Here is a 17,757-nt window from a genome sequence, read left to right on the forward strand (position 1 = left end):
GTTAATCAATTTAACCCATAAATAACAATTTTATCACCAGCTTCTTCAAATTGAAAAATCAGATTTAAGTTAAAATCTATTTAAAACCTAGATTCACTCTAAATTTTATATTTAAAAACATAAAACCCTCAATTCAGATAAAATTAATTTTGTCCTAACTTGACAAATCAGCTTCCCTATGAATAAATTAGCAAAATCAAATCCGGCAGCTTAAATTAAGACTTTCTTCAATAATAAAATTATTCAAGTTTATTGTTTAATTTAAAAACAAGGAGGAAAAACATACTAAAAGCCGGTCAACAGTATGGTTGTGATGGATAAAGAAAATAAATTTAAATTAAAAAAACCTGTTCCTTCCGATGGTAAATTAATCTGGGAACTTGTAAAAAACTCCAAATCCTTAGACCTCAATTCTATTTACCACTATGTTCTTATGGCAGACCATTTCAATGAATCATCAATAGCAGCTTTTAAAGATAACGAGCTGGCAGGCTTTGTTACAGCTTATTTTCCACCAATTAAACACCAAACTCTTTTTGTATGGCAGGTTGGCGTTTCCAAAAAATTTCAGGGTCGCAATCTTGGAAAAACAATGATTACAACCCTTGCAAAATCTCAATTATCTCAAAAAGTTAAATATCTACATGCTACGATAACGACTTCAAACAAGGCTTCCATAGCCCTTTTTAAATCAACAGCAAAATCTCTTGATTCAAATTATAAATTTGATGAGATTATTTATCCCAAAGACTTTTTTGGTGAAACCGGCCATGAGCCTGAAAAACTATTTCAAATAGGCCCAATAAACTGACGTTTAATAAAAAACTTATTCAGATTGATTATAAGAATGCTTAGATTTTCTAATTTAAACCTAAGCTTCTGAAAAATCAGTCTTTTTAAATTTAAATATAAATTAAAACAGGAGATATTATGAGAATTTTTGAAACCTTAGAATCAAGGGTAAGAGGCTATATAAGATCTTTTCCCGTGGTGTTTGAATCATCTAAAGGTGCAATTTTAAAAGATGAAATGGGAAAGGAATATATTGATTTCTTTGCAGGTGCAGGAACCCTTAACTATGGACACAATAACGATCATGTAATTAAAGCCATGATCGAATACCTGGAAAAAGACGGGGTTCTTCACGGCCTTGATATGGCTACAACAGCAAAGAAAAAATTCCTTGAAAAGTTTAAATCAACAATTCTTGAACCAAGAAATATGGACTATAAAATTCAGTTTACAGGTCCAACAGGCACAAACGCAGTTGAAAGTGCACTTAAACTTGCAAGAACAATCAAAGGCAGATCAAATATTGTGGCATTTACCAATGCCTTTCATGGACTTAGCATGGGTTCTCTTGCTGTAACAGGAAATGAATTTTACCGTGATGAAGCCCATATAAGCCGTTCAAATGTTTCATTCATGCCTTTTGACAGCTATCTTGGTACCGATTTCAATACCTTGGATTATTTTAGAAAAGCACTTACAGATAAAAGTAGCGGACTGGATCTTCCAGCTGCTGTTATCCTTGAAACCATCCAGGCAGAAGGTGGTATTAATATTGCCAGCCCAGAATGGCTAAGTGAACTTTCAGATATTTGCCGGGAGTTTGAAATCCTTCTTATTGTTGATGATATCCAGGTTGGAAACGGCAGAAGCGGTGATTTTTTCAGCTTTGAAGAATCAGGAATCAAACCTGATATAATAACACTTTCCAAGGCAATAGGAGGAGGACTTCCCCTTGCAATGGTTCTTATGCGTCCAGATCTTGACCAATGGAAGCCTGGAGAGCACACAGGAACATTTAGAGGGAACAACCTTGCCTTTATAGCTTCAGCCCAATGCCTTGACTATTGGGACACCAATGACTTAAGCGAATCTGTAAAGTACAAATCAAAAATAATGAAAGAAGAACTTGAAAGAGTTGCAGAAAAATTCCCTGAGCTTGAAGCAAAAGTCAGGGGAAGGGGAATGATCTACGGACTGGAAATACCTGAGCTTAATCTTGGAACTGAAATTTCAAAAAAATGCTTTGAAAACGGTCTTATAATTGAGCTTGCAGGAGGTGAAGATCAGGTTTTAAAACTTCTTCCCCCTCTTATTATTGATGAAGCTCTTTTAAAAGAGGGAATTTCAATAATTGAAAGCTCAATTGAAAAAATTTTAAATGAAAAACTTGAAAAAGCATCTGGAGAATTCACCCTATGATAGTAAGAACTCTTAAGGAAATTGTTGGAACAAAAAGAGATAAAAAAGCCAAAAACGGAAATTGGGTAAGCAGGAGATTTCTTTTAAAGGACGATGGAATGGGTTTTTCATTCCATGAAACAATAATTTTTGCCGGAACAGAAACTCTTATCTGGTATAAACATCACCTTGAAGCTGTTTACTGCGTTGGAGGAAAAGGTGAACTTGAACGCCTTGACACCAATGAAATTATAAAAATTGAAGACGGAACAATGTATGCTCTCAATGGCCATGAAAAACATCTTTTAAGAGCTTCGGAAGATTTAAGACTGATCTGCGTTTTTAATCCGCCTTTAACAGGCAGTGAAGATCACAATAGTGAAGGGGTTTATCCTCCTCCAAATCCTGACTAGTCCAAATTAAAAAGCCGGAAAAAACTTAATTTCCGGCTTTTTATACTCTTTTGCCTTTTCAATTATACCAGCCTTTTTTCTTCACCCACAAATTCTGGAGTTCCAAATTTTGATCAGGATAAACTTCAGCTCCCCTTATCTAAGGGAAAGTTACAAGTCTGGTCAGGCTGGATTTGAATATTTATTGTTGATTTTTTCAATCCACCTCAAAACCTGTTTTTCGTTTTTCAAAGACATGGGTTTAAAACCGGAGAAGCTGCGGTATTTATCTTTTTTTGTTATAAGGATATCTCCTGGAAGATACTTTTTCCCTGAGATCTCAAATCCTGGCAGGGGATCAACAACAAACCCGTCATATTCTAGCCATGAATGAAAAATTGATTCTTTTTCTGAAATTTTTTTAATTCCCCTTGCCCATAGCCAGCCTTTTGACATTTCATGTTTTCTCAGCTCAAGAAAAAGAAAAAGACAAACAGTCTGGGAATCACCCTCTTTGATTTGCTCTTCCCCTGAAGAAAACCCATTGATCTTTGAAAAAGTAAGTTCAAAGCCGTCTTTTAAAGCAAGCTCTTCAATAACTTTTTTTGCCAAAGGTTCCGATTTTGTATAAATTGTTTTTATATTTACCATTTTAACAAGCCCTTGTTTAAACTTTTCCTGGATTGAATATTTTATATTTTACTCAAAAACCAGATTTGTTATTTTAACGCTTTATCATTAATATCATTTCCTATAAATTTTCTTAAGGAACAGATTCTATTAAATTATATGGATAAGCTGAATTTTAAAGACCTTTAGTTTAACTATAAAAAACACCTGGATTTAAAAAACTGAGTCATAAAAAAACATATTGTAAGTATCAGCCATGGCAAGTTTTATCCACCGTTTCTGATGTTTTAAATCAGAAAAAGTAATATGCAGCAAATCATCTGCCTTATCTGCAATTTCATCCTGCCATTTTTCTATTTCCAACTCACTGAAATTTGAATCAAGAAGAATTCCGTCATAATCATCCATTGACTCAAGGTATTCAATTTCTGGCAAAACATTTCTTTTCCATATAAAAACCTCCCTTTCCATTTCCCCCCGGAAATCAAAGTAGTTTTCAGATGTTGCAATGGTAAATAAAACCGCCCTGTTTCCTTGATCCGGGTAAAGAAATCTTAAATCACCATCAAGGAAATGAGGCCTTTCAAGCCTGGTCCTTGATAAAATTTCTTTTTTACAGGGTTTAAATTCCGGCTCAATAAAAACAACTTCAAATGGGATAAAAGGATTTTTTAAAGAAAGGATTTCAATTGTTTTTAAAATATAATCTTTATCTTTTATTTTTTTGCCAAAAATTATCTGATAAGGAGAAGCCATCTTTTCTGAAATCTTTCCAATTTCACTTAAATCCCTTTTTTCAAAAATAATAAGTTTGGAAATATAATCAAAAGATCCAAGTTTTACTTTTATATCTTTTCCAGATTCAGATTTATGGGAAAGCTCAATTTCAGGCATGGGAAAAAATGAAATCCCAAGCATTTGTTCAGCATATTCAAAAGATTTTAAAATATCTTCTTCGCTAAACCCGGGAGATGAAATTATATTGTAAGGCGGCTCAGGATTAAATTTAAGCCCAAGCTTTTGATGATTAAGCCTGAAATCTGTTCCAGGAATTACACTCAAAGGAAAAAACTGAACATCTTCTTCCAGGTTGTTTTCTAAAATAAAGTCTATGGATTTTTTTATCCCCAAGGGGTCATCTCCTGGAAGACCAGTGATAAGATCAACACAAGGGCTTATCCCCCGCTTTTTTAAAATATTTACCCCTTTAATAAACTTTGAAAGATCTGTGGGTCTTTTCATAATAGAAAGGGCTGATGAATTTACAGATTGAAGGCCTATTTCAAAGCTTTTAAAATTAGATTCAAAAAACAAGTCCCCAAGTTTAGGTGTAATGGATTCAGCTCTTATCTCGCTGTGAAATCCTGTTTTTTTATCCTTATTTATTAAAGAGAGATCTTTTAAAAAACCTTCGAGATCAGGCCTTGTGTTTAAAGAAGGGTCAAGAAAATAAACTTCTGAAATTTTTTCTGAAATAGCATATTCAACTGCTTCATAAACTCTTGGTGCAGGTCTTACACAAACTTTGCTTCTTGATTTATTGTAATAACAATATCCGCAGGAATAAGGACAGCCTCTTTGGGTTTCAACAAGGATTGAATCCTGGATATGGGGCTCAAGCATTCCTTGTACATAAGGGCTTGAAAGATTTTTAAAAATAAAGCAATTGTCTTTGTCTTCTTTAGTAAAAACCTGGGGACAAATAATTTTTTTAAAAAAAGACTCTCCTTCGCCAAAAACCACAAAATCAGCACAACTATCCAAAACAAGCCTGTTGTCAGGGCAGGCTTCGGGTCCCCCAAAACCAATTCTTATATTGTGTTTCTTAAGTTTCTCTGCTATATAAATACTTCTTTTTACATTCCAACAAAACAATGTAAAGCATACTATATCAGGTCTTTTGTACAAAATGAGTTCTATAAGAGCAAAATCTCCTAAGTAAGATCCAATACTTTCAGGAACAATTTCTACCTGTTCATCATAGGGTTTGGGAATTGCAAGCTTCAGACAAGCACCACCAAGAGGAACATTGCCTGTTTTAAGTCCTGAATTTAATCTTGGGATGGGAAGCTGAATAAGGAGCGTTTTCATTATAAACTGCAAAAAGGAAAATCCTTTTGCCCTTTGGAAGTGTTGGTGGTAGGCACGTCCGGGATTGAACCGGAGACTTCTACCGTGTCGGGGTAGTGCTCTGCCAGCTGAGCTACGTGCCTTTAGGTTGTAAAAATTTCTTATATGACTTTGAACTCTTTTATGTCAAGGAAAAACTGATAAATCAACTTGTAATATAAATTTTAATATGATAATTTTTCCTTTATTTTTTAACTAACCCAAACTTTATGAGCTTGGTAAACAAATGAAAAAAATTCGGATAAACAAAGGATTTAACCATCCTCTCTCGGAAATTAAAATTACTGCAAATTTTGAATCAGACTTGCCTTTACCTGAAAAAATAGCAGTGCTTCCTTTTGTTTTTAAAGGAATAAGGTCAAGGCTTTTAGTCGATAAAAATGATTATGTAAAAACAGGTACCCCTCTATTTACAGCCAAAAGAGACCCTGAACTTGTTTTTCTTTCTCCAGGCTGCGGTAAAATAACTGAAATTGAAATCGGGGCAAAAAGAATAATCCAAAAAATTGAAATCTCTCTTGATGAAACTGAAGACTATGAAGAACTCCAGACTGTTACTGAAAGCAATTTAAGAAGCCTTTCAGCCAATGAACTGACTGAGATTCTACTAAAAGACGGACTTTGGCCTTATCTTAGATCTTTGCCTTTCAATACAATTCCTATGCCCGATGAAAAGCCCGATATTATACTTGTAAAACTATCGGACAACGTACCTTTTTATCCGCTTCCTGAGACCTGGCTGAAGCACAGGTTAAAAGCTTTTAATCATGGAATTTCTGTTTTAAAGAAATTGGCTGATAAAGTAATTGTTTATGCAGATAAAAACAATCACAGTATAGGTGAATGCGCCTCATCAATAAACTATCTTGTTGAAGGCAAATATCCTGCTTTTGATCCCGGGGTGATTTTCTACCACTTAAAAAACAAACCTGAACTTAATGCCTGGTATATTGACGGACAGGCACTTATAAATATTGGAGAAACCCTCTCCCAGGGAAGATATTTTACAGACAAGACATTTATTGTATATCCAGGCGACTCCAAAAAACCCTATCATGTCAAATCAAGAATAGGAGCACCTATATCTTCTCTTGTAAAAAACATTGAAGAAATAAGTGGAAACCAAAGGTTTATTTCAGGGGATATCTTCAGGGGAACCAAGTCTTCTAAAAACGGATATTCAGGATTTTATGAGCCTTCAATTACAATAATTCCTGAAGGAGATGAAAAAGAATTCCTTGGTTTTTTAAAACCAGGCAGAAACAAGGAAAGTTATTCAAAAACATTTTTATCTTCTATTCTGCCCTCAGGTTTATCAACAAACTGCAATCTCCATGGTGAAAAAAGAGCTTGCATAAACTGCTCATACTGCGAACAAGTGTGTCCTTTAGATATTCTTCCACAGTTTACCATGAAAGCTCTTTACGGTGATGACCTGGATTCCGCATTGGCACATGGACTCCTTGACTGCACAGAATGTTCACTTTGTTCATATGTGTGTCCTTCAAAGATTCCTCTTTCCCAGGTTTTCAAAGAGGCAAAGGATAATTATCTAAAAGAGAAAAAGGCATAAAAGATTTATGAAAAAGCTGATTAGAAATTTTTTTGACACCAATAGAAAACATTTTCAGGATGGAGGCAGATTCAACAGATTTGAACCTGTTTTCGATGCTTTTGAAACAATTTTATTTGTTCCTGAAGAAACTACCTCGGGCAGCCCCCACGTAAAAGATTTTCTGGATCTCAAAAGATTTATGTCCATTGTTATCGTGGCTCTTATCCCGTGTACGGTTTTTGGAATATACAACAGCGGAAGTTATTCACTTCAAGCAAAAGGGGTTTCACCAGAAATTTTTTCTTCTTTTATTGAAGGGCTTATACTTTTCCTGCCCCTTCTTGTTATTTCATACGGAGTGGGACTTTTCTGGGAAGGATTGTTTTCAGTTATAAGAAGGCACAAAGTAAGCGAAGGATTCCTTGTAACCGGACTTTTATATCCCCTTATTCTTCCTCCAACCATACCCTTATGGCAGGCAGCTGTGGGTATTTCCTTTGGAGTAATTATAGGAAAAGAAGTTTTTGGAGGAACAGGCCGAAATATCTTAAACCCTGCTCTTACAGCAAGGGCTTTTTTGTTCTTTGCTTATCCTGCAAGTTTATCCGGAGATACAGTCTGGATCAAAAACTTTTCACCTGATGCAGTTACAGGAGCAACACCTCTTGCTCTTTCAGCCTCAGCTGAAAGAGGAGCTGATTTGACAAACGTCCTTAATCAGAACGGATTTGATTTTTATAATCTTTTCATGGGATTCACTCCTGGTTCCATAGGAGAAACATCTGCTCTTCTTTGTCTTATCGGAGGAATTTTTCTTGTAATAACCGGAGTTGCAAGCTTCCAGACAATAATTGGAGGAATTGCCGGTGCAGTTTTAACAGCTTTGTTTTTAAATCTTTTTTCAGGTGTTTCAGACAATGCATATTTATCACTAAACCCACTTTATCATCTTGTAATGGGTGGATTTGCATTTGGAATTTTCTTTATGGCAACAGACCCTGTAACTTCTCCGGGAATCAAAGGAGCCAGGTGGGTTTACGGGTTTTTAATAGGAATGCTTACAATCCTGATAAGAGTATTCAACCCTGCATACCCTGAAGGAACAATGCTTGCAATTCTTTTCATGAACCTTTTTGCTCCGCTTCTGGATTATTATGCAATTAAATTCAGATTAAAAAAGAGGATACCCAATGTCTGATAATTTTAAATCTATTTTATTTACTATTGTTCTATGCACTGTAGCCAGCCTTTTGCTTACATTGGCAGCCTCAAGACTAAAGCCTCTTCAGGAAAAAAACGCCCTTGTAAACAAAGAAGCCAATATATTGATGGCCGCAGGATATATAGGCTCAGTTCAGCCTCCAGCAGAAAAAATAAGGGAAATTTTTAAAGAAAAAATTATCCCTGCCAACTCAAAAGAAAACCCAGATCTTGAACTTTATCTTACCTATGCCGATTCAGGTGAAATTTCAGGTTATATAGTACCTTTTGAATCAAGTGGACTCTGGGGAAGAATTTACGGCTATATTGCTTTAGAAAACGATGGAATAACCATTTCTGGTGTAAGTATTTATCAACACCAGGAAACTCCCGGACTTGGAGCTGAAATTGATAAAAGACCGTTTTTAGACAATTATACAAACAAAAAAATAATAGATAAAAACAACAATTTCAAAGGAGTGATGGTTGCCAAAGGCAGAGTTGCAGACTCCATTTCAATTTCAGAAAGAGATCATTATGTTGACGGAATCAGCGGGGCAACTCTCACAGGTAGATTTCTAGGTGAGGGGATGATAGAAACCCTTGAAAAATACGAACCTATTTCAAAAAAATTTCGCAACAACAATATTGATTTCAACACCGACAATACAACAAAAAAACAATTAAAAGGTGAGCCATGAAACTTTTAAATAACCAATATATAAAAACCATGCTTGAGCCTATTATAGGCAACAACCCCATAAATGTTCAGATGCTTGGTATCTGTTCAGCTCTTGCAGTTACAGTTCAGCTCAAAACTGCCATTGTAATGGGTCTGGCACTTACCTTTGTTATTACCTTTTCCAACCTGGTTGTTTCTATTTTTAGAAAGCTGGTGCCTGATAGCATAAGAATTATATTTGAACTCTGTGTTATAGCTACACTTGTTATTCTTGCAGATGAATTTTTAAAAGCTTATCTTTTTGGAATAAGCAAACAGCTTTCTGTTTTTGTAGGTCTTATCATAACCAATTGTCTTGTGATGGGAAGAGCCGAAACTTTTGCCCTTGGCAGCACTCCGGGTCTTTCTTTAATGGACGGATTTGGAAACGGACTTGGCTATTCCTTTGTTTTAATTTTTGTTGCTTTTGTAAGAGAACTTTTTGGCTCGGGCAGTCTTTTTGGATATAAAGTTATTCCTGAATTTTTATACAACGCAGGATATACTGACATGGGATTTATGCTTCTTGCGCCGGCGGCTTTTATTATAATCGGGCTTCTTGTTTGGCTTCAAAACTCTCTTTTCAAATCCCAATAGTTGGTGGAGGACATAAATGGAAAACCTATTAAGTCTTTTTGTAAACTCAGTTTTTGTAGGAAACATTCTTTTATCATATTTTTTGGGAATGTGTGCTTTTGTTGCGGTTTCCAATAATTATAAAACTGCAGTAGGCATTGGATTTGCCGTTATTTTTGTAAACTCTGTTACAGCACCTGTAAACTGGCTTGTATTTCATTATCTTCTTGCCCCTGGAGCTTTGTCATGGGCAGGTTTGCCAAACATGGACCTGAGTTTTTTAAAATACATTACTTTTATTGCCTCAATAGCTGCCATGGTACAAATTGTTGAAATGATAATAGACAGGTTCTCTCAACCTCTTTATACTGCACTTGGCGTATTTCTTCCGCTTATTGCAGTTAATTGTGCAATCCTTGGTGCCTCCCTTTTCATGGTTGAAAGGGAATACTCTCTTACTGAAACAATAGTTTTTGGATTTGGCTCTGGATTTGGATGGTTTCTTGCCATGATAACTCTTGCTGCTATAAGAATTAAGCTTTTGTATGCTGATCCCCCTGAAGGACTCAAAGGTTACGGGTTGACCATGATAGTAGCAGGTCTTATGTCAATGGGATTTATGATTTTTTCAGGGATTTCTCTTTAAACAAAACTTATTAGGAGATTTTGAAGTGATATATTTTGTAAGCCTTTCAGTTTTTACAGGCGTAACCCTTTCCTTGGTGGTTCTTCTTTTAATTGTAAAAAACAAGCTTTCTCCGGCAGGCAAAAATAAAATAATAATAAACGAAGATAAATCAAAAAGCATCGAAGTATCCAGCGGAACAAACCTATTAAACGCCCTTGTAAACGAAGGGATTCTACTTCCATCTGCCTGCGGAGGAGGAGGAACCTGTGGATTGTGTAAACTTCAGGTCCTTGAAGGTGGAGGAGAAATTCTTCCCACTGAACTTGGCCATATAACAAGAAGCGAAAAAAAAGATCAAGTAAGACTTGCATGTATGATGAGGGTCAGAGATGACCTTAAAATAAAAATTCCCGATGAAATATTTAATATTTCAGCTTATGATGCTGAAGTTGTTTCAAACGACAACATTTCTACCTATATAAAAGAACTTATCCTCAAAGTTGATGATTCCCAAACCTTTGAATTCAAAGAAGGTACTTATATCCAAATAGAAGTGCCCCCCTATGAAAACATAAAATTCAGTGATTTTGATATAGATGATCAATACATTGAAGAATGGGAAAGCGAAGGACTTCTTAATCTCACAGCTTCTTCCAGTGAAGAAGTCATCCGTGCCTATTCAATTGCAAATGCCCCCTATGAAAAAGACGTGATTCTTACAATAAGAATAGCAAATCCGCCTGAAGACAAACCTGATGTAATGCCAGGCCTTGGTACCTCATATCTCTTTACACTTAAACCCGGAGACAAGGTCAGATTCACAGGTCCTTACGGGGATTTCTTTGTAAAAGACACAGACAATGAAATCTGCTTTGTGGGAGGAGGTGCTGGAATGGCTCCAATGAGATGTCATATACTTCACCTTTTAAACACCCTTGATTCAAAAAGAAAAATCACCTTCTGGTACGGAGCAAGATCTGTAAGGGAAATTTTTTATGAGGACCTTTTCAGGGATCTTGAAAAAAAGCATGATAATTTCAAATTTTATATAGCCTTATCTGAACCAATTGAATCGGAAAAATGGGATGGAATGACAGGATATATCCACCAGGCCCTTTATGATAATTATATTAAACAGCATAATTCACCGGAAGATATTGAATATTATCTTTGCGGCCCCCCAATAATGGTTGAGTCAGTAATTAAAATGCTTATAAACGAGGGAGTGGAAGAAGATTCAATTCTGTTTGATGCTTTTTAATCCATAACAAACCGGGGGTTTTCCCCGGCTTTCAGCTTTTAATAAAAAAACAAAAATACCCACAAATACAGCTAATCGCTACCAACTAAAGATAAGAAATTTCTTCCTTTAACATACAGCAGGCAATTTTATAAAAAGGCTTTCCATTTTTGTCATAACTCAAATTACCCGGCTGAATTATTTTATTCAAAACACAACCTTCAGGTATATCAAGATCAAAAAGGGATTCTTCTGTTATGCCGCTGTTTTTTAATAAACGATTTTTATCAAACTCATAGGAATGAACAGGATAATCTTCGCAAAGAGGGCATTTGTATACCCTGTCATTTGGAAAAAGAAAGTAGTTGTCAGCAACAACACCCGCACATTCAAATTTTTCATCTAAGCCTAAAAAAACCTTTGGATAAGTGACTATAATTTTATGATCCCTTGCAATTTTATCGGCTATTTCAGGAACTACACTTTCCCAAGTACCTTTTGTAAGCTGTAATGAGCTTCCTTTTTCATCTGCAGAGCCTCTTATTCCTATCACCTGAATAAAAAATCGTGAAATTCCAAGATCTTTGACAAGATCATACATATTTTCAAGTTCATGGATGTTTTTAGAACTTACTGTATATATCAAGCTTGTGGTAAATCCTTTATCAGCAGCTTCTTTTATACCCCTGGTGCAAGTATCAAAAACACCTTTCCCTCTAATGGGATCGTTTGTTTCAGGGGAAGCTCCGTCAAGGCTGAAGCTAATAAAATCAAGATCTGAAGGCTTGATTTTATTTAAAATATCATTGAAAAGATATCCATTGGTATCAATTGTAATTGATGAATAACCAAGTTCTCCTGCTTTTTTTACTCCATAGGCAAGATTGGGATTTAAAGTCGGTTCTCCCCCAAGAAAAATCACATTGGCCTCTTTGTTTTTATTTGAAAAAAACTTCAGCCACTCATAAATTTCCTGCTCAGAAAGTGTTTTGGTTCCGTGCTGAGAAGGATTTATATAGCAATGTTTGCATTTAAGATTGCATTGGGTGAGAATATGAAAAAAAATATTTGTTGCATGTTTTTTAAAATCTACTGTCCGTTTCATTTTATAATAAAACCTTGAATTTCCTTATTATATTTAAATTAATCTCAAATAAACCATGAAAGTGATAGTTGAAAATTTAACTTATTCCTGTTTGGATTTGTAAAACTCAATCTCATCTTTAGCCTTTATAAGCTCATCATTGGCAAGTCTTAATCTTGCAGAAAGATACTCTGCAAATATCCTGTATAAAAGCAAAAGAAAGTCAAGTCTTTCTTCTCTATTGTCTTCTGACATTATCCTGTCCCCTGCTCCGGTATTTACTGCAAGACACATGGATTCATTAACTGAAAGAACAGAAGCTGATCTACCCTGCTTGTCAATCAGTCTCATTTCACCAAAAATTTCTCCCATTTTTTTTATTCTGGAAATTTCATGGGAGTTTTTTACAATCCTTACTTCTCCGTCAAGAAGAAAATAAAGCCAAGGGTCTGAATCACCCTCCCTGATAATTGTTTCACCATCTTTATATTTTCTGATTTTGCTAAGCCTTAAAAGATTGGAAAGACTATCAAGTTCAAAATTTCTAAGAGCAGGTATTCTCATGAGTTTTTGAATGTTTTCAATATTGTCTTTTAAATATTTTGTTTCCTTCACGGCAAATCCCTTTACACAAATTTTACTAAGCCATCTTTTACCTGAATTTACATCTATTTTAATAATATAAACTTTTTAAAATTTTCAACAACTCATGATTACATATTTTGTTATTTAAGTGAACCTATATCCTTTTAGATAATTCAGGTAAATTCATCTAGATGAAAACTTTTTAAACATTCATTTAGAAAATGAAACAGGATATTCTCCGTCAAAACAAGCCTTGCAAAACCCTTGATCTGGAAGTGAAATTCCTGTTGATTCAAGAAGTCCTTCAAGGCTTAAATAATGAAGAGTGTCAAGATCAAGATAAGTTCTTAGTTCATCCACAGTTTTTTTGGCTGCAACAAGTTCTCCCCTGCTTGAAAAATCTATTCCATAAACACAAGGGAATCTATGGGGAGGGCAGCTTATCCTCATGTGTATTTTTTTAACTCCAAGATCCCTTAGAGCCTTCACCCTTGTTTTTGCAGTTGTGCCTCTTATTATTGAATCTTCAACTATTATTATTTCTTTATTTTTTAAAACCTCTTTAACAGGGTTAAGTTTGATTCTCACCCCAAATTCCCTCATTTCCTGGGTAGGCTGAATAAAGGTTCTTCCAACATAGTGGTTTCTTATCATACCCATTTCAAAAGGAATTTTTGATTCTTTAGAATAACCTATGGCAGCATAAACCCCTGAATCTGGAAAAGGCATTACAATATCAGCATCAACAGGAGCTTCCTTTGCAAGCTGAATTCCATGTGATTTTCTCATCTCATAAACATTTTTCCCGAAAAAAGTTGAATCAGGTCTTGCAAAATAAATATACTCAAAAATGCAAAATGCTCTTTTAGCAGGCTTAGGGCTGTTTATGCTTCTGATTCCGTCTTTGTTAATAATTACAATTTCACCTGGTTCCAGTTCTCGTAAAAACTCTGCCTGAACAAGATCAAGGGCACAGGTTTCAGAAGAAAGAACATATTTTCCATTTAATTTACCAATACAAAGAGGCCTGAAACTATGGGGGTCTTTTATTCCTATAAGTTCTCCATTACTTGTCATGGCAATAAAGGAAAATGCTCCTTCAAGTTTTTCAGCTGTTTTTACAAGAGCTGTTTCAAGATTATTTCCTTTAAGATTTTTTACAAACACATGGATGGCAATTTCACTGTCCATTGTTGTCTGAAAAATTGAGCCGTCATCCTCAAGCTCTTTTTTCAGGATATGGGAATTGGTAAGATTTCCATTGTGTACAAGGGCAAAAGACATATTTTTATGTTGAACAAGAAAAGGCTGGGTATTTTCAACCATTGAGTTACCAGCAGTGGAATATCTTACATGGCCTATGGCAAGATTTCCTTTTAAACTTTCAAGATCTTCCTTTGAAAAAACATCTGGAACAAGACCCATCCCTTTTTTGCATTGAATTTTTTTGTCATCAGAAAGCACACTGATTCCAGCACTTTCCTGACCTCTGTGCTGAAGGGCATAAAGTCCAAAATATGTGAGCTGTGCCGCATCTTTGTGATCTAAAATCCCAAAAATTCCGCAGGCTTCCCTTGGTCTGTTTTCTGAACAAAACATTAGATTTAATAATACTCCTGAATTGGTTTTACTTTGATTTCATTTTGTTTAAGAGCCTTTACGGCAAGACAATAGGTTGCTGCGCCCTCTGTTGTAGTGGTGTATGGAATTCCAAAACTTAAGGCAGCTCTTCTTATCTTATATCCGTCTTTTTCAGTTCTTGAACTTCCGCTGGGTGTATTAAAAACAAGGGAAATTGAATTGTTTTTTATTTCATCAACAACATGGGGTCTTCCAACAGAAACTTTTCTTACCATTGTATTTTTTATCCCCTGCTCTTCAAAAAAAGCAGATGTTCCCCTTGTTGCCATAATTTCAAATCCAAGGTCAATAAAATCCTTTGCAATTACAGCAGCTTTTTCCTTGTCTTCATTTCTTACACTTATAAAAACCCTGCCCGATTCAGGAAGTTTCTGCCCTGCCCCGTAAATTGATTTTGCTATGGCATTTCCAAGCTCTTTGTCTATTCCCATTACTTCACCTGTAGACTTCATTTCAGGACCTAAAACAAGATCAACTTCAGGAAATTTATTAAAAGGAAGAACAACTTCTTTTACAGCATAATGGGGAAGATCATGATAATCCTTAAGTCCTAGTTCGTCTATGGTTTTACCCAGCATAACTTTTGTGGCCATTTTTGCCAGGGGAACTCCGGTTGCCTTGCTTACAAAAGGAATTGTTCTTGAAGCTCTTGGATTTACTTCAATAATATAAAGTTCATTGTTTTTTACTGCATACTGAACATTCATAAGACCAATAACCTCAAGCTCCTTTGCCATGGAACCTGTTGCAGTTCTTATTTCTTCAATTATTTCATCAGAAAGGCTGTATGGAGGAATAACACAGGCACTGTCACCTGAATGAATCCCTGCTTCTTCAATATGCTGCATAATTCCGCCAATTATTGTTTTTTTCCCGTCTGAAAGGGCATCAACATCAATTTCAATGGCTCCTTGCAAAAATTTATCTATTAAAACAGGATGACCTTCTGAAACTGCAAATCCATATTTTGAAAACTCTTTAAGATCTTGTCTATTATAAACAATTTTCATGGCTCTTCCGCCAAGAACATAGGAAGGCCTTACAAGCACAGGGTACCCAAGCTCTTCTGCTACTGTGATTGCTTCAGTTTCTGAAAAGGCAATTCCGCTTTCAGGCTGTCTTAATCCAAGCTTGTTAAGCATTGACTGGAACTCTTCCCTGTCTTCTGCCTTATTTATGTTTGAAGGACTTGTTCCAATTATTTTCACTCCTGCCTTTTCAAGCTGAAGTGCTAGATTAAGAGGAGTCTGCCCCCCGAACTGAACAATTACTCCGTCGGGATTTTCAGCTTTTACTATATGAAGAACATCCTCTTTTGTAAGAGGTTCAAAATAAAGTTTATCTGAAATATCATAGTCTGTGCTTACTGTTTCAGGGTTTGAATTCACCATTATTGATTCAACCCCTTCTTCTTTTAAAGCAAAAGAAGCGTGAACACAGCAGTAATCAAACTCTATACCCTGGCCTATTCGATTTGGACCGCCCCCAAGAATCATTACCTTTTTACAATCATTTATTCTTGATTCATCAATTTGCTCATAGGTTGAATAAAAATATGGAGTTAAGGCTGGAAATTCTCCAGAGCAGGTATCAACAAGCTTATAAACAGGAAATATTTTATTTTTATCTCTAAACTCTTCAATTTCTTCAATTTTTTTATCTAAAAGATTTGAAAGCTGAATATCTGAAAATCCCATTTTTTTAGCTTGATAAAAAAGCTCTTTGTCTATGTTTGAGCCTGCTTTTTTTATAACTTCTTCAAAATCAACAATTTGTTTTATCTGATTAAGAAACCAGGGATCAATTGAAGTTGCCTTGGATATCTCTTCAATGGTCATTCCTTTTTTAAGGGCATATCTTAAATAAAAAAGCCTTTGGGAATTTGGAGTCACAAGCTTGTACATGAGTTCTTCTGTTTCAGGAAGCTCAATATCTTTTCCATCACAACCAAGTCCGGCTCTTCCTGTTTCAAGGGATCTCAAGGCTTTTTGAAGAGACTCTTTAAAAGTTCTTCCAATTGACATTGTTTCACCAACCGATTTCATTGTGGTTGTTAAAACGTCTTTTGTTTCAGGAAACTTTTCAAATGTCCATCTTGGGATTTTTAAAACAACATAATCTATTGAAGGCTCAAAAGATGCCATTGTCTGGCCTGTTATATCGTTTTTAAGCTCATCCAGTGAATACCCTATTGCAAGTTTTGCTGCAATTTTTGCTATGGGATAACCAGTTGCTTTTGAAGCAAGGGCAGAACTTCTGGAAACCCTTGGATTCATTTCAACAACTATCATATCTCCGTTTTTGGGGTTTATAGCAAACTGAACATTTGAGCCTCCGGTTTCAACACCGATTTCCCTTATAATGGCAATGGAGGCATCTCTTAATGCTTTATATTCCTTATCAGTCAATGTCTGGGCAGGAGCAACAGTTATACTGTCTCCTGTATGAACTCCCATTGCATCAATATTTTCAATTGAGCAAATAATTACAACATTGTCTTTTCTGTCCCTTACAACCTCAATTTCGTATTCTTTCCATCCAAGCACAGACTCTTCAATCATTATCTGATCAATCATACTGGCATCAAGGCCTGACTTTGCAACAGCTTCAAGCTCTTCCCGGTTGTAGGCAACTCCTCCGCCTGTACCTCCAAGGGTGTAACTTGGTCTTATTATAAGAGGAAAACCAATTGAGTCGGCAATTTGCCTTGCTTCATCCATTGATTGGGCAAACCCGCTTTTGGGAACCCTTAACCCGATTTTATCCATGGCTTCCCTGAATTGCTCCCTGTCTTCAGCTTTTTCTATTGCCTCAACAGACACACCTATCATTTCAACATTGTATTTTTTCAAAATACCTTTTTTGGCAGCTTCAACAGCCACATTAAGACCTGTTTGTCCACCTATGGTGGGAAGGATTGCATCAGGTCTTTCTTTTTCAATAATTTTTTCTAAAATATCTGAATTAACTGGTTCAATATAGGTTTTATCGGCCATCTCAGGATCAGTCATTATTGTTGCAGGATTACTGTTTACAAGAATAACTTCATATCCTTCTTCTCTTAATGCTTTGCATGCCTGGGTGCCGGAATAGTCAAATTCACAAGCCTGTCCTATGACAATGGGACCTGCTCCTATTATCAAAATTTTTTTAATATCTGTTCTTTTGGGCATAACCCTTAAATC

At 35.6% G+C, this 17,757-nt stretch carries 15 protein-coding genes and 1 tRNA gene; 9 read left to right on the plus strand and 7 right to left on the minus strand.

Translation table 11 applies throughout. The annotated features are described in order from the left end of the window. The first annotated feature begins 304 nt into the window (after window positions 1-304). The 3 genes from ectA (at window position 305) to RBR53_02940 (ending at window position 2,603) form a co-directional block, all read left to right on the plus strand. Complete coding sequence (ectA, locus tag RBR53_02930) at window positions 305-811, plus strand: diaminobutyrate acetyltransferase (protein MDY0131600.1); 507 nt, start codon at window positions 305-307, stop codon at window positions 809-811. Between the two features lie 119 nt (window positions 812-930). Next, window positions 931-2,211 carry a diaminobutyrate--2-oxoglutarate transaminase gene (ectB, locus tag RBR53_02935; GenBank protein ID MDY0131601.1) on the plus strand — a complete coding sequence of 427 codons (1,281 nt, stop codon included), beginning with the start codon at window positions 931-933 and terminating at the stop codon, window positions 2,209-2,211. Beyond that, window positions 2,208-2,603, plus strand: a complete 396-nt coding sequence (locus RBR53_02940) for an ectoine synthase (protein MDY0131602.1) — start codon at window positions 2,208-2,210, stop codon at window positions 2,601-2,603. The genes ectB and RBR53_02940 overlap by 4 nt, the downstream gene beginning before the upstream one ends. A 162-nt stretch (window positions 2,604-2,765) precedes the next feature. Here RBR53_02940 and RBR53_02945 read toward each other — a convergent pair whose 3' ends face one another. The 3 genes from RBR53_02945 to RBR53_02955 form a co-directional block, all read right to left on the minus strand. After that, complete coding sequence (locus RBR53_02945) at window positions 2,766-3,233, minus strand: hypothetical protein (protein ID MDY0131603.1); 468 nt, start codon at window positions 3,231-3,233, stop codon at window positions 2,766-2,768. Window positions 3,234-3,425: 192 nt separating this feature from the next. Next, on the minus strand, window positions 3,426-5,303 hold the full coding sequence (locus RBR53_02950) for a radical SAM protein (protein ID MDY0131604.1): 1,878 nt from the start codon (window positions 5,301-5,303) through the stop codon (window positions 3,426-3,428). Window positions 5,304-5,349: 46 nt separating this feature from the next. Beyond that, window positions 5,350-5,425: transfer RNA gene (locus tag RBR53_02955), tRNA-Val, on the minus strand. A 143-nt stretch (window positions 5,426-5,568) separates the two neighbouring features. On the opposite strand from RBR53_02955, the gene RBR53_02960 reads away from it, so the two are divergent. The 6 genes from RBR53_02960 to nqrF are packed head-to-tail and all read left to right on the plus strand — an operon-like array spanning window position 5,569 to window position 11,283. Continuing rightward, on the plus strand, window positions 5,569-6,915 hold the full coding sequence (locus RBR53_02960) for a 4Fe-4S dicluster domain-containing protein (GenBank protein ID MDY0131605.1): 1,347 nt from the start codon (window positions 5,569-5,571) through the stop codon (window positions 6,913-6,915). A 7-nt stretch (window positions 6,916-6,922) separates the two neighbouring features. Beyond that, window positions 6,923-8,095 (plus strand): NADH:ubiquinone reductase (Na(+)-transporting) subunit B, encoded by a 1,173-nt coding sequence (locus RBR53_02965; protein ID MDY0131606.1) that lies wholly within the window; start codon window positions 6,923-6,925, stop codon window positions 8,093-8,095. Further along, window positions 8,088-8,798, plus strand: a complete 711-nt coding sequence (locus tag RBR53_02970) for an FMN-binding protein (GenBank protein ID MDY0131607.1) — start codon at window positions 8,088-8,090, stop codon at window positions 8,796-8,798. The genes RBR53_02965 and RBR53_02970 overlap by 8 nt, the downstream gene beginning before the upstream one ends. Next, window positions 8,795-9,415, plus strand: a complete 621-nt coding sequence (locus tag RBR53_02975; GenBank protein MDY0131608.1) for an NADH:ubiquinone reductase (Na(+)-transporting) subunit D — start codon at window positions 8,795-8,797, stop codon at window positions 9,413-9,415. Before RBR53_02970 ends, RBR53_02975 begins: the two co-directional genes overlap by 4 nt. A gap of 16 nt (window positions 9,416-9,431) precedes the next feature. After that, window positions 9,432-10,040 (plus strand): NADH:ubiquinone reductase (Na(+)-transporting) subunit E, encoded by a 609-nt coding sequence (gene nqrE, locus RBR53_02980; GenBank protein MDY0131609.1) that lies wholly within the window; start codon window positions 9,432-9,434, stop codon window positions 10,038-10,040. Window positions 10,041-10,065: 25 nt separating this feature from the next. Then, a complete protein-coding gene (gene nqrF / locus RBR53_02985; GenBank protein MDY0131610.1) occupies window positions 10,066-11,283 on the plus strand; it encodes an NADH:ubiquinone reductase (Na(+)-transporting) subunit F in 1,218 nt (405 codons plus the stop codon). Between the two features lie 85 nt (window positions 11,284-11,368). Here the strand turns inward: nqrF and RBR53_02990 are convergent, their stop codons facing one another. From RBR53_02990 to carB, 4 genes are all read right to left on the minus strand, one after another. Then, the gene (locus RBR53_02990) at window positions 11,369-12,367 is read right to left on the minus strand and encodes a radical SAM protein (GenBank protein ID MDY0131611.1); all 999 of its coding nucleotides are present in this window, start codon (window positions 12,365-12,367) and stop codon (window positions 11,369-11,371) included. A gap of 81 nt (window positions 12,368-12,448) precedes the next feature. Continuing rightward, window positions 12,449-12,961, minus strand: a complete 513-nt coding sequence (locus RBR53_02995; GenBank protein MDY0131612.1) for a cyclic nucleotide-binding domain-containing protein — start codon at window positions 12,959-12,961, stop codon at window positions 12,449-12,451. 180 nt (window positions 12,962-13,141) lie between these two features. Next, window positions 13,142-14,530 (minus strand): amidophosphoribosyltransferase, encoded by a 1,389-nt coding sequence (gene purF / locus RBR53_03000; GenBank protein ID MDY0131613.1) that lies wholly within the window; start codon window positions 14,528-14,530, stop codon window positions 13,142-13,144. A 5-nt stretch (window positions 14,531-14,535) separates the two neighbouring features. Next, the gene (carB, locus tag RBR53_03005; GenBank protein ID MDY0131614.1) at window positions 14,536-17,745 is read right to left on the minus strand and encodes a carbamoyl-phosphate synthase large subunit; all 3,210 of its coding nucleotides are present in this window, start codon (window positions 17,743-17,745) and stop codon (window positions 14,536-14,538) included. Window positions 17,746-17,757: the final 12 nt, after the last annotated feature.

The sequence above is a fragment of the Desulforegulaceae bacterium genome (assembly GCA_034006035.1).
Classification (GTDB): domain Bacteria; phylum Desulfobacterota; class Desulfobacteria; order Desulfobacterales; family JACKCP01; genus JACKCP01.

What these genes read in the sequence shown, in the direction of transcription:
- ectA (MDY0131600.1), top strand. Translation starts at nt 305, where the DNA reads ATGGTTGTGATGGATAAAGAAAATAAATTTAAATTAAAAAAACCTGTT.
- ectB (MDY0131601.1), top strand. Translation starts at nt 931, where the DNA reads ATGAGAATTTTTGAAACCTTAGAATCAAGGGTAAGAGGCTATATAAGA.
- RBR53_02940 (MDY0131602.1), top strand. Translation starts at nt 2,208, where the DNA reads ATGATAGTAAGAACTCTTAAGGAAATTGTTGGAACAAAAAGAGATAAA.
- RBR53_02945 (MDY0131603.1), bottom strand. Translation starts at nt 3,233, where the DNA reads ATGGTAAATATAAAAACAATTTATACAAAATCGGAACCTTTGGCAAAA.
- RBR53_02950 (MDY0131604.1), bottom strand. Translation starts at nt 5,303, where the DNA reads ATGAAAACGCTCCTTATTCAGCTTCCCATCCCAAGATTAAATTCAGGA.
- RBR53_02960 (MDY0131605.1), top strand. Translation starts at nt 5,569, where the DNA reads ATGAAAAAAATTCGGATAAACAAAGGATTTAACCATCCTCTCTCGGAA.
- RBR53_02965 (MDY0131606.1), top strand. Translation starts at nt 6,923, where the DNA reads ATGAAAAAGCTGATTAGAAATTTTTTTGACACCAATAGAAAACATTTT.
- RBR53_02970 (MDY0131607.1), top strand. Translation starts at nt 8,088, where the DNA reads ATGTCTGATAATTTTAAATCTATTTTATTTACTATTGTTCTATGCACT.
- RBR53_02975 (MDY0131608.1), top strand. Translation starts at nt 8,795, where the DNA reads ATGAAACTTTTAAATAACCAATATATAAAAACCATGCTTGAGCCTATT.
- nqrE (MDY0131609.1), top strand. Translation starts at nt 9,432, where the DNA reads ATGGAAAACCTATTAAGTCTTTTTGTAAACTCAGTTTTTGTAGGAAAC.
- RBR53_02990 (MDY0131611.1), bottom strand. Translation starts at nt 12,367, where the DNA reads ATGAAACGGACAGTAGATTTTAAAAAACATGCAACAAATATTTTTTTT.
- purF (MDY0131613.1), bottom strand. Translation starts at nt 14,530, where the DNA reads ATGTTTTGTTCAGAAAACAGACCAAGGGAAGCCTGCGGAATTTTTGGG.
- carB (MDY0131614.1), bottom strand. Translation starts at nt 17,745, where the DNA reads ATGCCCAAAAGAACAGATATTAAAAAAATTTTGATAATAGGAGCAGGT.